Origin of the sequence: Serratia sp. UGAL515B_01 (genome assembly GCF_033095805.1) — a bacterium.
In the GTDB taxonomy this organism is placed as follows: Bacteria; Pseudomonadota; Gammaproteobacteria; order Enterobacterales; family Enterobacteriaceae; genus Chania.
The window spans coordinates 3231434-3246091 of record NZ_CP109901.1 but is presented as its reverse complement, the minus strand read 5'-3'; the positions used below and the strand labels follow the sequence as shown (position 1 = coordinate 3246091).

The following is a 14658-nucleotide window of genomic DNA, read 5'->3' as shown; positions in this document are numbered from 1 at the left end:
GAAGTATTAGATACTCTATCGGTATTGAATAGTGTAACTTTTTGTTATTAAGTATGTTACCAAGGCATTTAGGGTAGGTGTACGCTATGATGCATTAAGAATATTTACTAATTATTGAATGTAAGTAGCCAATAGCGAATGATATAAGCCAGGAAATAACCACATACTCCCAAAGAATATACTCCAGAGCCGTTAGGTTAGCTGCTTTTAAATCTTTCATCATTAAGCTAATATCAATAGGAGATAAATGCAGTGATAAAATTAATATCCAAAAGAAGAAGGTGGGGGTATTTTTTAAACTAAAGATAATAACCCCGAATAGAGTTGATGGGATTTTTATTCCGCTCAATGTCAATGTAACTACCTGTTTTTATGTTTATTTTAAATGGATAACTTAAATTTCCATGTATGCTAAAATTCAGGTTGAGATTAATCTCCTCCGTGAATGCTAAACGTCAAGACGTTTCCGTTTTCACTATTGTCCTGATCATAAGGTGAGTATGGATTTATTATTTGACGACGTTCATTTTTATTGAGTCGTTCAAACATGTCTGGTTTTTTATGTTGTATATAAAAGCAGGCATTGCCAATGCAGTGTTCTTTATTATCTCCCTGCCACGATACGTCAGGTGCTTTTAGGCTACTGATGTCTACAGCTAAAGTGTTAAATGAGAACATTATTCCTAGTAGAATGAGGGTGATTTTTTTCATTGTATTAACTCCAAACGATAATTAATGTCTATACCCAAAATAATTCGAGTTGCTTGTAGGCGGCAACTGAGCGAAGCCCCAGGAGCTTACTCGGGTAAGTGACTGGGGTGAACGAAGGCAGTCAACACCCAAGCAACTTGAAGTATGACGAGTATAAGTAAATGCACTCAATACAGCGACACTCTAAGTTTATGGCCGCCAGCGGCGCTTGTATGTTATTGAGAAATTCAGCCTGTAACCCGTTACCAAACTTCTCACATAGCTAACACAGCTATTAGCTTAAAGCTGCTACATTCAACTTAACGTATACAAGATTAATTTTATCGGTAATGTCTCCAATTATTAGAACAGGTATTTTTCGATAAAGGCACCGATAACCTTTTCATGACGTTCTACAGAGCGTGAGAAGCAGAGGTTTTTACGGGCCGGTCTTTTGATTCTGGTTCTCAGTGTCGGGTTGTTACGTTCAATGCGCTGAGTAAAGATTTTACCGGTCAGATGTCAGTCGTTCGGTACCTCCCGGCTGTAGCTGTCCAGTCGTCGCTGGTGATCATACCGATGTTGAATAGCGTGAGCAGTGCCAGCAGTTCACGGCAGGTTTCATCGGTTCGTGGACCCAAAGTGTAGGTCAGTACTCCGCCTGTTTTGGTGTTATAGGCGTATCAGAACCAGTGCTGCCGTGGCTTTACTGCCTACCGAACTCCATTGCTCATCGAGTCCGCAGATAAGCGCCACATCAGCATGGGTCACAGGCGAAGACGTTATTCGCTTCGGCGCGAGTTTTTTAAAGAGCGTATGACGGTGTTCATGCCGATTTTTAACGTCCTGGCGGTATTACGAACGCTGGCACCGTTGAATGCCATTTCGGTGTTCTGCTCTTTAACGCCAAGCTTACGGGCTTTATAAGTGTAGGTGAGCTGGAACACGCGGCGGCAGTCACGGCAGCGAAATCTGTCATGGCCTTTAGGGTTCTGACCATGGCTATAAACCTGAGCAGACGGACCGCGTGGACAATGAACGATAACTCTGGCCATGAGAGAATCTCAAAAGCCCGCATTACACATCAGATCCAATCAATTACAGGCACTACCTATTTTCCGTACGTCTATCAACATGTTGATAGACCCTTCATTCTTCAAGTTTTATGGGGGTTGGCTTCGTCAGTTCGCACCCGTCACATAGTGAGCTATGCTCCTGGCGACTCTCAGACTTGCCGCCTACATGCAACTCGAATCATTTTCGGGTATATATTTTCACTTCACTGGCCTTTATATCTGTTTATATTAACAATGTATCATTTTAAAGAAATGTTTATCATCCTGTTACATATATAACCAAAAAAATCGGTATATCAGTTTGCATTTTATTATTGAAAAACCTTATCATGCCCACGAGTTTTTCACTATGGGGGTCCTTATGGACGATGAAAGTTTTAGTTTTAGCTTAGTACTATTGATAAACTTTCAGTAATGCAACCCGCGTTGCGTTCTGAAAGATACAGAATGCAGCACAGTCACCTTATTGTTCATTAATAGCTGGCCATGGTAGCCCAGATACTGATGACATCTGCTTGTCCTGCCTTATTTCAGTAGTACTCATCGTTTACGATTAGCATAAAAATATACATTACACCCGAATCATTCGAGTTGCAGTAGGTTGTTACCCGACGGTAAATTGTATTTGATTACCATCGGCAACAGCCCTTCTGGTGCGAGGCCCAAGGATGGGCAATATCGCACTATTGCTACACATGCAACTCGAATTATTTTGTGTATATATGCGTTTAAATGGAGACGAACCGCCTTATTCGGCCGGGCGTTTCCTGCTGTAATTTCGAAAAAATTATGGGATTGGCATTATGAAAAAAAGCCACAGTACGTTTATTTCTAAAAAGTACTACTTAAATGACATTATTGTATTAGTGATAGGATTATTCGCTATCATTGGCTTTGTGCGTGCATGGGGAGATATGCACGAGACATTCACTGAGCACAGTGTTGCTAACATCACTCTGGATACTTGGAACCTTTTTTATTACTCATTAAGAACAACTATGCGATTTGCGATCGGCATGGTTTGGTCCTTACTCTTTTCAATTGTTTTTGCCGTGTTAGCGGCCCGCTACGTGCCTCTGCGCAGAGTCATTTTGCCCTTTGTCAACTTTATGGAATCCGTACCTCTAGTCGGGTTTTTGACTTTCACTACCGTTTATTTTCTCGGTCTTTATCCACATAGTGTCATGGGCTTAGAGTGCGCTGCCATCTTTGCGGTGTTTACCGGCCAGGCATGGAACATGATGTTGACGCTATATCAGACACTACGTATTGTTCCCCGTGAATTGGATGAAGCTGCACGAAGCTTTAACTACAATCCTTGGCAACGTTTCTGGCGTTTGGAGTTTATTTATTCTGTGCCAGGGTTACTGTGGAATGCCATGGTGTCACAATCAGCAGCGTGGTTTGCGTTGGTAGCTTCAGAGGCTATTCCAGTCAGCGATAAATCAGTGGAATTACCCGGCGTGGGTTCCTACATTGCAGAGGCGTTGGCGCAGCAAAATGTTCACGCGATTGTATTTGCTGTGATTGCGTTAGCTGCCAATATTATCGTGCTCGACCAGCTGGTATTCCGCCCGTTGGTTCGCTATACCGCACGTTTCAAGTATGAAGATGTGGCGGCTAACAGAACGGCCGGTAGTTCATGGTTTTACAACAGCCTGTCATTTTCCCATGTCGGTGCGTTCTTGGCTGTGGTGCTGCGGACGCTGACCAATTTGTGGTTGTTTAAGCTACCACAACTCTGGTATGCGCTTGGTTTACATAAATTATTCCGTATTACTGCCAAAGCCAATTGGTTGTGGAGCAGCATTTGGTATCTCGTTGTCGTCGTCGCTTGTGCCAAATATGGTTACCAGCTGTGGGAGTATTTTCCTAAGCAATACTTTGCGATGCTTCCTGAGTGGATGTTACTGACATCAGCGCGCGTCGTTGCTGCGATGCTGCTCAGTATCGTCATTTTTACCCCGTTGGGCGTGTGGATTGGTATGAATCCGCGCTTGGTAAAATTCTTCCAGCCTATTATTCAAATTCTTGCTGCCATTCCGCCTAATATTTTCTATCCGCTGATCGCGGCCTTCATTGCGGTTTACCATCAGGATCTGGGGTGGTGGGCGATCCCAATGATCATGCTTGGCACACAATGGTATGTGTTGTTTAACGTGATTGCGGGTGTTACCGCCATTCCTTCACAAATTACTGAAGTCAGCCAAACCTTTGGCCTGCGTAGTTTCAAATGGTGGCGTTATTACATGTTACCTGCGATTTTCCCCTACATTGTTACCGGCATTATTTCTGCAGCTGGTGGTGCGTGGAATAGTGCTATTGCGGCGGAAGTCATCCAGTGGGGAGCCACTACGCTCAGTACCACAGGGTTGGGAGGGTTCATTTCAGTCGTGACTGATGCTGGTAAAAACCCAGAAGCTGCTCTTGGCTGTGTCGCCATGTGTGCGCTGGTAGCGTTATGCGTGATATTTGTCTGGCAACCGCTTTACCGTGTAGCAGAAACAAAATTTAAATACGACTAATTCGGGGAAAACAAATGACTAAGCAACAAGTGATTCTCAGCGCAAAGCAAGTCAGCAAAACGTTCATTGGCGAAAATAAATTGCCTAAAGAGGTTCTTCGTGGCGTAAGTTTGAACGTTTATAAAGGCGAGTTTGTGACTATCCTCGGACAGTCTGGTTCCGGTAAATCTACGTTACTACGCATGTTTGCCGGTTTAATTACTCCTGATAACGGTATGATTTATCTGGAGGACAATCTTGTTGAAGATCCTGGCGCCAATGTCAGCATGGTGTTCCAGTCTTACGCGCTTTACCCCTGGCTCACGGTTTACGACAACATTGCTTTTGGCTTATTGGCACAAGACTTACCACCTGCATTGATTGCTAAAAAGTTGAATGCGTTATTAACTCTGGTTGGCTTGAACGGTTATGAAAAAGCGTGGCCGCGCGAGCTTTCTGGCGGCATGCGTCAGCGTGTTGGTTTTGCCAGGGCCCTGGCTGTAGAACCTAAGGTGTTGTTGTTGGATGAACCTTTTTCTGCTCTTGATATCTTTACTGCCCATAAGCTGCAGACGGATTTAATGAATATCTGGACGAGTGGAAAGATTAATACCAATGCGATAGTGATGGTGACACACGATGTGGAAGAGGCCGTGATGATGTCCGACAGAGTCGTCATTATGGATGCCAGTAGCCGACAGATTGCTGATGAGTTTGTCATTAATAAACCGCGTGAAATGCGAAACAAGCACAATATGGCAGCGGTTATTGATGAAATAGGTGGTCGTTTGTACGCTAAAATAGCGATATCACAGCAGGCATCGTAGCCTAAATAGCGTGTGATAGTGCTACAGGTGTGAGCGATGCAGGTTAGTTGACCGTTGAACGGATGGATGCGCGATACGAGCCCCCAGTAATGGGGGCTCGGCGTGTCGGCGTACCTTGTACCTTATCACTACCTCAAACGTACAGCGTAGCGGTATTAAGAACACCAATTTAGGTTACAGAAAAGTTGAAGACTTGCTAACTCGAAGGAAGGCTTTATTAATATTCTTCGTTATTAATATAAAATTACATTTTCGGGTTATTAATAAAGTTATTTTAAATTGAATGTCCCTCTTGTTGTCAGTAGTATATGACCACCTGATTATTATGGAATGACATTATAGATGGTGATATTTCACTATTTGTTGCTGATAATACTGAAGGTTCAGACTAATGAATTTTTTTAGTTCTGAAAGTGTCAGGATATGCTATTTGATAGCGTCATTTCATCCTGCTTTATTTTCTTAGGTATCTTTCAGTGGCTATGCCAAATGTACTCAGATATGCAATAAAGTCTATGCAGATATACTTGAAGTATAAAGGGAAATATTGGAAACGTATTTTCTTGGCAAGAGTTGTCAACAATGGCTACACATTATCGTAACACTACGGTGTTTTTTCATATATATCCAAAAAATCGGAACGTATATAAAGCTATACTCTAAATAATTCGAATTGCTTGTGGACGGCAAGGCTGACGCTTCTGGAGCCATAGCCTGCTATGTGATTGGCGCGATAGAACGTAGCCAACACTCAGCAACTTGAAATATGGCGAGTATATAAGTCATTTAAAAGCCAACTGTTAGACTCAAAGAATATTAAAGGTAAAGTGATGAACAAAAAGAAAAAGCTGCTTGTTGTCAGTAACGTTAGCCACAGTTTTCAGCCTGTCACTGAAAATTCAAATTTAGTGCTTAATGAAATTAACTTCAACGTTTACGATAAAGAAGTGGTCAGTATATTAGGTAAATCCGGCTCAGGTAAATCCACGCTACTGCGTATTATCTCAGGGTTGATCACACCTGATCTTGGTTCAGTCATATTGGGTGATAGCAAGGTATTGGGCCCGGATCCACAGATCAACATGGTCTTCCAGACGTTTGCCATTTACCCTTGGTTGACGGTATATCAAAATATTGCCTTTGGCCTACAGGCACAGCGTTATTCTCAGGAAACTATCGATAATCAGGTTAATAAAATGTTGCACCTGATTGGCCTGGAAAAATACCGCAACGCTTTTCCTCGGGAGCTTTCCGGCGGCATGTGCCAAAGGGTGGGGTTTGCACGCGCACTCGCGGTGGAACCTGAGTTACTGCTGCTTGATGAGCCATTCTCATCCCTTGATATTTATACAGGGGATAATCTGCGTAGTGACCTGATGCGTATCTGGTCCACCCGACAAATCAAGACTCGTGCGATGGTTATGGTGACCCACAGTGTCAATGAGGCAGTGATGATGTCAGACCGCATTATTTTGTTAGGTTCAAAACCCGGCACTATTACCGGTAATTATCAAATCACAACCCCACGCGAGAACAGGACTAAACAAGTTATGCACGAATTGATCGAAGAGATTGGCGAGGAGTTAAGCGATCAGATTGCGGCTCTGGCTTAAAAACTGTGTCCAGACTGTGCCCCTTTTGTGGTCAAGACAGAGGACTGTTGCCATTGAGGGACACCGCCTGAATACAGCAGCAACACTTTGGGGGGCTGCTGCCGTTGGCGCTTGCGCGGGGTGTGCATTGTATGGTGATACATTAGCCGCAACGGTAGATGCTTTAGCTGCCAATATTTTATTGCGTCCGATAGCTAATATTATTAACAAACAACCATTCAGTGATGTAAATAGTGAATGTATATATCAAAGATGTGTTATTGCTTTTGAATATGAGCAATGTGATGTATTAGATAAATTTAAGGGAATGTTGTAAACCGAGAGTTTTTTATTTCGCACCTGGATATAGAACCTTTCGGTGATGATGATGTGGTGAGCACTGCGACATTAATGCCAGCTTCGGTGACGATTGCTGTACTGGATAAAACAGTTAATAATTTATTGGCTGATAAAATGATAAAGCAAGCGTACTATAGCCGAATCTTTGTATCAGGCTAACCTGATATTATTCGTGAGTTGCGTGCTGATTTCTTGCAAATTCCGTTATCAAGCAAGACTAAAAACCTTTCCACCTACTAGGTGTTATTGGTTTAGTCTTTCATTTATGATTTTATATTACTAATTAAAAGAATGGGAAAAAGTCACCATGAAAAGTATGCCAAAGCTATCTCACTTGACGATCTTTAAAGATATTGTCTCTTGTGGCAGCCTGCATGAAACATCTAAGAAATTAGCGATTTCTCAGCCTACGCTCAGTCGTATTATCAAAGAGCTTGAGGAAAACATTGGCTCACGCCTTTTAGAACGCAGCAACCGAGGTGTTAAGCTTACTGAGGTAGGGGCGGCGTTCTATAAGCGTATTGACACGATTACCAATGAATTAAGAAATGCTATCTATGAAGTTCGTGGTATGAAAGAGTCGGGAGAGAAATTTTTGCGTGTTGGAATGAGCACGTATCCACTCATGTGTTATTTGCCTAAAGCACTTAAGACCTTTAATCAGCATTACCCCCACACTCGCGTGACGGTGGTTGAGGATAACCCTGAAGGATTGGTAGCAAAATTGAGGAATAGTGAACTAGATCTGGTTGTGTGCAGCTTAAGCGAAGGAATTAGCTGTGTCGATCTGGTGACTCAGGATTTTAAATGTGAGAAGTTTTCTCTTTATCAACCAAGCAATCAGGATGTTGTTGAACAACCTTTTAACGAGAACAAATGGGTAATCCCACGCTCCAGTGCTGTCGGCCATGCAGCGATAAAAGACATTGTGCCTCAACTTAATCAACACGCTAACATTGTGGAAACTGACTCTTTTCTTGCCACCTGGTGTTTGGTTAAGCAGCAAGGTTATCTTGCCCTGCTAACCGATCAGGTTGTCTCACAATACAATTCACAGCTAAGTCTCAAGAAGATAGAGGTTGATGAACTCGATATCAGTGCCCATTTTTATATAATCAAACGTAATGAACCAATCACTCCGGTAATCACCAATGACTTTATCGAAATCTTGATGGCTATGTGATGTACCTGCCGCCCCTCAAGCTGTAGGGGCTATTTATGAGACTATCTCTCCTGTAGCTGGGTTAATCATTATAATTCAATTGATTAGGTTTTTTGCTACTGAGTTGTGCCATTTAAATCGCTTGCAGATAGAAACGCCCCAGCCACTTATTTACTTAGTGACTGGGGCTTCAAGTTATTTTTTTTTGTATCAAATTATGGATGTTACTGGCTTGAATTACTTTGATAGCTCAGCAGTCATATAAACGCGATTACCCACATGAGCACTTGTGATGGTATAGGATTTTGCACCAGCAGCTTTTGCTTTAGCTGCAATTCTGGCTTCGGCTGTGTCAAGTGTACTCCCTGTTGCTGAAATTGACTGAGCGAAACTACCGAAAGAAATCAGGGACAGTATGGAGATAGCAATGATTCTTTTGATATTTCTCATGATAATTATCCTTTAATTTAGATGGGTTATTTCCTATGACGTTGGGGATTATAGTTTGTTTTTAATAAATTCCATAGTGGAATGATTTGTAAAAATAGATCAAAAAAATTGATGCAAACGAAAGAGTAACAACAAAATAATAATATTTTTATTAAATACGCATGTGTAACAAAAAATGACACGCCTCCTTTTTTCATTATATGAATATACATTCTATAAATGTAATAAATATATGGGCTATACCCTTAATGATTTAATTTTCATGACGGCAGCCTGGTAGAGTGAGTCTCAGTAATGAAAGTTGTAAGCAGACTGTTTGAAGTTTAGTAGGCATGTTGTTCTAAACGAATTGAGCCGAGCTTATTTGAAGCTCAATAATAGTTTTGGCTATCAAGCATCGTTGGATTGTACGGTATAATCATATTTATAGTGATGATGGTTTTTTTTATGATATTTATCAGTTAAATATATCTGCTGTAGGTTATTTTTTTGGTATGTCCAAAAAATGGAATTAAGCTGTCACGATATGTCTATGTACCCAAGTAAATCCAGGCGGTGAAACCGTTGCAAAAGAATGAGCAGAGCAAAGTCACTAATCTCCTGAAATTTGGAAAATGATAAGCATATTGGGATAGTTTCGCTTATTAATTGATGAATTAAATTAACGTATGGATGGCGCCATTCAGAACACATCTTGACCGTCAGCGGAGTATCACTGTTCTTCCTATCATGCTGGAAGGTGAACACATGAGTCTGTTAGACATTCGTAATCTTTCCGTGGAGTTCGGTGTGCGTGAAAAATCGTTTGCGCCGTTGAGAATGTGAGTCTGGGAAGATCGCAAAATAAAGATTAAGATCATGGGTGAGCTACTTAGCCCATTGAATCTGCCTACAGGTTTGCCTTCCATAAGCGTTGCCCGTTTGCCGATGAACGTTGCCAACAGGACGAACCCCAGTTACGTGCATTTGGCAATATCCAGGTGGCCTGCCACCATGTGGAAAGAATTAATTGATCGCGGCTCATAATCAGCAACTTGTTAAGGCTATAAAATGAAACCAATAAAACCCGTTATCGTGATCCATGGTGGTGCAGGAACAATCAGTCGCCAGGCCGTCACGGCTGAAAAAGAACAGGAATACCATAGTGCATTGCGCGCTATTTTAACGGCAAGCCAAAAAATTCTTACCGATGGGGGCAGTGCCGTCGATGCGGTAACCCTGGCGGTGACCATGTTAGAGGACTGTCCATTATTCAATGCGGGTAAAGGCGCGGTATTTACCCACGCAGAAACCCATGAGCTGGATGCGGCAATCATGCGTGGGGAAGATCTGCAAGCCGGTGCGGTTTCTTGCGTCAGACATATTAAAAACCCGATCAAAGCGGCACGGGCAATCATGGAACAGAGTGAGCATGTGTTGCTTGTAGGCGATGGCGCCGAGGATTTTGCCCGCCAGCAGTCCCTGGAACTGGTGGACAGCAACTATTTTTCTACCGAAGCACGTCGCGACCAGCTCTATCGTGTGAGAGATCTCCAGGGGGGAACTGCCCTCGATCACAGTGCTGAAACCTTGACCGTACAACCGGCACCTATTGATGAAGAAAAGAAGTTTGGCACCGTTGGTGCAGTTGCGCTCGATAGCCTAGGGAATCTCGCTGCGGCCACTTCCACGGGCGGGATGACCAATAAACAGGTTGGCCGCGTTGGTGACAGCCCGATTTTTGGCGCAGGAACCTACGCAGATAACCGCACCGCAGCCGTTTCCTGTACCGGCACGGGTGAAATGTTTATGCGCATGGTTTCTGCCTATGATGTTTGTGCATTAATGAGCTATACGGAATTGCCCCTTGAGCAAGCCACCAATAAGGTCGTCATGGAAAAACTGTCGTCGATGGGTGGGGAAGGTGGCCTGATAGCCGTTGATGCCCAAGGCAATATCAGCCTCTGTTTCAACAGTGAAGGGATGTATCGTGGTTATGCTTATGCCGGTGAGCAGGATAGCGTAACCGCGATTTTTAAGTAACCATCCCTTAACTGCCAGCAGTGGTGCCGCAGACTCAAATGACCGCCAGCATAGTTGAATGACGCTGGCTAAATGATTGGCGTTGCGTGAAGGCGGCAAGCTCGAGAGGCTTTACTCGCTTGCCGCCAATCTGTCACTTGTATGCTCTTGAGAATAGGGGCGATTCCAGAGACGTTAAATTTTTGAATTGAATTTCTGTATAATTTCTTCCAAAAAAATAAAGAACAATGTTCGCGACTTTTCGTAGGGTTTTAGTGCGCTATTACCGCTGCTGTTAGTGAGATAAAAAAGCGTATTTTTCTGTAGTTTTGGGAAGTAGCGGAACTCTTCAAATAAAAAGATAATTTCCTTATAATTCAATCCAGTTAGCTCCTCATCAAAAGACTTGAATAGTCCTGTAGTCGAGAGTATCAAGAGTTTGGTATCTTTATTATCGGCGTTCCTGAGAGTGGTGATTTCATTAGTTGCCAAGGTGAATACATCAGAAAAAATACGCAAGCGATAAGCGAAATAATCAGCACAAATATAAGAGGGACCTAGTCCATAGATGATTAACTTATTGCAATCTTTTATCTTCAACCAGAAGTCATTCGCCAGGTTATCGTCAAAATTTGCGATGTAATCTGATATGCGCTGTAATTCGTCAGAAGGTTTTAGCGGGGGGGCGTCATTCTGTTCACTGATAATGAATTTTTTGTATTGTTTGAAGGATTCAAACCCCATTTTTCTGACAAATTTAGAGATTTTTGATGTTGAAACATCAAGCTGCGTGCTGAGTTCAGTAATAGAGATCGTTGAATTATGCTGAATGTATCCCTTGGTACTGTCCAGTAGTTTTTTTTCCAACACATTCAGATTTGAGCAATCAACTTTAATCATGATTTATTTCCGATGTAATGTCCTGAACGATCCACAAAAGATCTCAAATTGCAGCATGGTAGGCAGAAGCCTGACCAGAGGGCGGTGATCGTGGCGCTTCAAGTATGAAGACGCAGCGCTTAAACAGCCCATTAATGCCTGAAATTAACGCTATTATAGGTCGTATTTCTAAACTACCACTTTTACTCAACGGCTTAATGTTACGAGAAAATCTGCCTGATGAGTACCCCGCCGCATGACGATATAAGCTCATGGCGCGTTTATCGTCCCATTTCTTAGCGTTAATAGTAGTTATTTTTAGTTTTAAAAACCATAAATATTGTTTTTATAAGATTATTAATTCAATTGAATTTATTAAATCGTTATTAAAATTCAATTAAGTTGTTTTTTTTGCTTTTTAAATCTTTTATTGTTATTTTTTTCCATTAAAGTGACTTGATCGACTTTTTAATGGAAAATTTTTGCTATAAATGTTAACCAGGATGAGGTGATGTGAAAGTGAAAAGTTAAATATTCATCAGGAAAAAACATGTTGGAAAAAATCACAGATTTTAGTTTGAATCTGTTCTCCCTCAAGGGGAGGACAGCGATTGTTACCGGAGGTAACAGTGGATTAGGGCAGGCGTATAGCATTGCATTTTCTAAAGCCGGGGCTAATGTTGCGGTTATTGCCATTGCTGACGACGATGGTCAAACCCGTCGGTTGGTTGAAGAGTGTGGCAGCGAATATCAGTTTATTCTCGCCGACATCACCCAGGAAGGTGAACCACAGCAGGCAATAGATAAGGTTGCAGCTCGTTTTGGCACAATCGATATACTGGTGAATAATGCGGGGATGTGTATCAACGAGCCGGATGTCCTTAAATTTACCCGTGTACAGTGGGATAAAATGATTGCGCTCAACTTGAGCGCGGCTTTTGAAATGTCTCACGAAGTTGCCAAATATATGATCCCGCAACGAAGTGGAAAAATTATCAATATTGCCTCTATGTTTTCTTATTTGGGTGGGCAATGGTCTCCTGCTTACTCGGCAAGTAAACATGGCATTGTTGGCCTGACTAAAGCCTATTGCGACGAGTTAGCACAGTTCAATATTCAAGTTACTGCTATTGCCCCAGGGTATTATGCAACGCCATTAACTGAAAAAACGCGTTCTGATCCTGAAGCGAATGCACGGGTGCTTTCCCATATTGCGGCTAACCGTTGGGGGAACATCGCCGATTTGATGGGAACCGCCGTATTTTTAGCTTCGGATGCTTCCAATTATGTCAACGGCTCAGTGATCGCTGTTGATGGCGGTTTTTTAGTGCGTTAATAAAAAGACGATAAGGGTAATTATGAACAAGCATGACACATTAGAGCAGCTACGTAAGTTGCTGAAAACGGATCAGGTCATCACTGAACATGCCAAGCTGTATGATGCTGCGGCCGACAGATATAAAAAATATGCCAAGGCTAAAGAGCAACTGAATGTTCCACTCCCTACAGCAATTGTGCTGCCAGAAAGTGCTGCCGAGGTTGCCACGATACTTGAGTTTTGCAATGAAAATGCCATCAACGTTATTCCAAGAAGCGGCAAGACGGCTACAGAGGGGGGGCTGGAAAACTGGAAAGAGAATACCTTGGTGATTGATTCTGCGCGGCTGAATAAAATCGTCAAAATTGATCCCTACAACATGGAAGCCACCGTTCAGGCAGGTGTTTGTCTGCAAACGCTGGAAGATGAAGTACGCAAGCTGGGTCTGACTACCGGCCATTCTCCGCAGTCTAAACCCGTTGCGCAATATGGCGGATTGGTCGCAACCCGCAGTATTGGCCAGTTCTCGACCTTGTATGGCGGAATTGAGGATATGGTACTTGGCTTAGAATGTGTGTTCCCGAACGGGCATATTTCACGCATCAAGAGTGTTGCACGACGCGCGGGTGGGCCGGATATCCGGCATGTTGTTATTGGTAATGAAGGCAGCCTGTGTTTTATCACCGAAGTCACGGTGAAGTTGTTCACCTTCTATCCAGAAAACAACAAGTTTATTGGTCACTTAATCAAAGACGTGGCATCAGGTATCAAAATCCTGCGTGATGTCATGGTTGCAGGTTATCGCCCTTCAGTTGCACGGGTTTATTCAGAAGAAGATGCAGCACAGCACTTCTCCGCTTTTCATGAAGGCAAGTGTGTACTGATATTCATGGTGGAAGGGCCATCCGGGATCGTGAATGCCACTATCGACGGGATCAATGCCATCATTGAGCAAAACTCTGCCGGGATACTAAAACCTGTCAAAAGCCAGTTGATTGAAAACTGGTTCAATCATCTTAATTGGTCGCAGGCCAGGATCGAACAAGAGGTGAATGACATGGTTAACCATAGCCGACATGATGGTTTCACCACCGAGATCTCAGCAAGCTGGGAAATGATCCCCAAAATCTATGATCGCGTGATCCAGCGTATCCGCAGTGAGTTCGAGCGTAGCGACGATCTCACCATGCTAGGGGGGCACTCTTCGCACAGTTATATTAACGGCACCAACATGTATTTTGTTTATAACTACAATATTCACTGCGAGCCTAAAGATGAAATGCGTATTTATCATCACCCTATTCAGCGGATCATTGTCGAAGAAACGCTAAAACTGGGCGGTTCTATGTGTCACCATCATGGTATCGGTAAATATCGTAATGAATGGACCAAGGATGAGCACGGTAGCGCATATTATATTCTGCAAGGCTTGAAAGAAACTTTTGATCCACAGGGAGTGATGAACTTTGGTTGTATTTATCCACAACCAGGTACTGAGCATTTTTTTGAATAACAGTGAAACACGATTCAAAGACAAATAAATATTATATCTATACCCAAAATAATTCGAGTTGCTTGTAGGCGGCAACTGAGCGAAGCCCCAAGAGCTTACTCAGGTAAGTGACTGGGGTGAACGAAGGCAGTCAACACCCAAGCAACTTGAAGTATGACGAGTATACTGCCTCTGTAGTTATAGTTTTATTTATATTTTTTAATTAATTGTTGGCATACGGTCCACGGACGGAGCGTATGCCAAAAACTCGATAGTGTTGCAGATACTTTAACTTACTTAAGTTGAA

Annotated in this window: 11 protein-coding genes and 1 pseudogene; 8 read left to right on the top strand and 4 right to left on the bottom strand. The window is 42.7% G+C overall.

What is annotated here, in order from left to right:
* Positions 1-429: 429 nt before the first annotated feature.
* Together OK023_RS14605 and OK023_RS14600 are read right to left on the bottom strand one after the other, a co-directional pair.
* Positions 430-711: a hypothetical protein gene (locus tag OK023_RS14605; protein WP_317693418.1), complete on the bottom strand. Its 282-nt coding sequence runs from the start codon at positions 709-711 to the stop codon at positions 430-432.
* Between the two features lie 342 nt (positions 712-1053).
* Positions 1054-1745 (bottom strand): annotated as a pseudogene (locus OK023_RS14600) (IS1 family transposase).
* Between the two features lie 824 nt (positions 1746-2569).
* Between OK023_RS14600 and OK023_RS14595 the strand changes: the two are divergent.
* The 5 genes from OK023_RS14595 to OK023_RS14575 all read left to right on the top strand — a co-directional run bounded on the left by OK023_RS14595 (position 2570) and on the right by OK023_RS14575 (position 8232).
* Positions 2570-4291 carry an ABC transporter permease subunit gene (locus tag OK023_RS14595; RefSeq protein WP_317693417.1) on the top strand — a complete coding sequence of 574 codons (1722 nt, stop codon included), beginning with the start codon at positions 2570-2572 and terminating at the stop codon, positions 4289-4291.
* 14 nt (positions 4292-4305) lie between these two features.
* Positions 4306-5097, top strand: coding sequence for an ABC transporter ATP-binding protein (locus tag OK023_RS14590; RefSeq protein WP_317693416.1), 792 nt, complete (start codon positions 4306-4308; stop codon positions 5095-5097).
* 830 nt (positions 5098-5927) lie between these two features.
* Positions 5928-6710 carry an ABC transporter ATP-binding protein gene (locus OK023_RS14585; RefSeq protein WP_317693415.1) on the top strand — a complete coding sequence of 261 codons (783 nt, stop codon included), beginning with the start codon at positions 5928-5930 and terminating at the stop codon, positions 6708-6710.
* A gap of 25 nt (positions 6711-6735) precedes the next feature.
* Positions 6736-7026, top strand: a complete 291-nt coding sequence (locus tag OK023_RS14580; protein ID WP_317693414.1) for a hypothetical protein — start codon at positions 6736-6738, stop codon at positions 7024-7026.
* A 330-nt stretch (positions 7027-7356) separates the two neighbouring features.
* Positions 7357-8232: a LysR family transcriptional regulator gene (locus OK023_RS14575; RefSeq protein ID WP_317693413.1), complete on the top strand. Its 876-nt coding sequence runs from the start codon at positions 7357-7359 to the stop codon at positions 8230-8232.
* Positions 8233-8448: 216 nt separating this feature from the next.
* On the opposite strand, the gene OK023_RS14570 is transcribed toward OK023_RS14575, so the two are convergent.
* The gene (locus tag OK023_RS14570) at positions 8449-8661 is read right to left on the bottom strand and encodes a YdgH/BhsA/McbA-like domain containing protein (protein WP_317693412.1); all 213 of its coding nucleotides are present in this window, start codon (positions 8659-8661) and stop codon (positions 8449-8451) included.
* Positions 8662-9711: 1050 nt separating this feature from the next.
* On the opposite strand from OK023_RS14570, the gene OK023_RS14565 reads away from it, so the two are divergent.
* A complete protein-coding gene (locus OK023_RS14565) occupies positions 9712-10683 on the top strand; it encodes an isoaspartyl peptidase/L-asparaginase (RefSeq protein ID WP_317693411.1) in 972 nt (323 codons plus the stop codon).
* 174 nt (positions 10684-10857) lie between these two features.
* Here the strand turns inward: OK023_RS14565 and OK023_RS14560 are convergent, their stop codons facing one another.
* Complete coding sequence (locus tag OK023_RS14560; protein WP_317693410.1) at positions 10858-11562, bottom strand: hypothetical protein; 705 nt, start codon at positions 11560-11562, stop codon at positions 10858-10860.
* A 529-nt stretch (positions 11563-12091) separates the two neighbouring features.
* Between OK023_RS14560 and OK023_RS14555 the strand changes: the two genes are divergently transcribed.
* Both OK023_RS14555 and OK023_RS14550 read left to right on the top strand, forming a co-directional pair.
* On the top strand, positions 12092-12877 hold the full coding sequence (locus tag OK023_RS14555) for an SDR family oxidoreductase (RefSeq protein ID WP_317693409.1): 786 nt from the start codon (positions 12092-12094) through the stop codon (positions 12875-12877).
* Between the two features lie 22 nt (positions 12878-12899).
* Entirely contained in the window at positions 12900-14372 is a 1473-nt protein-coding gene (locus OK023_RS14550; RefSeq protein ID WP_317693408.1) for an FAD-binding oxidoreductase, read from the top strand.
* The last annotated feature ends 286 nt before the right edge of the window (positions 14373-14658 follow it).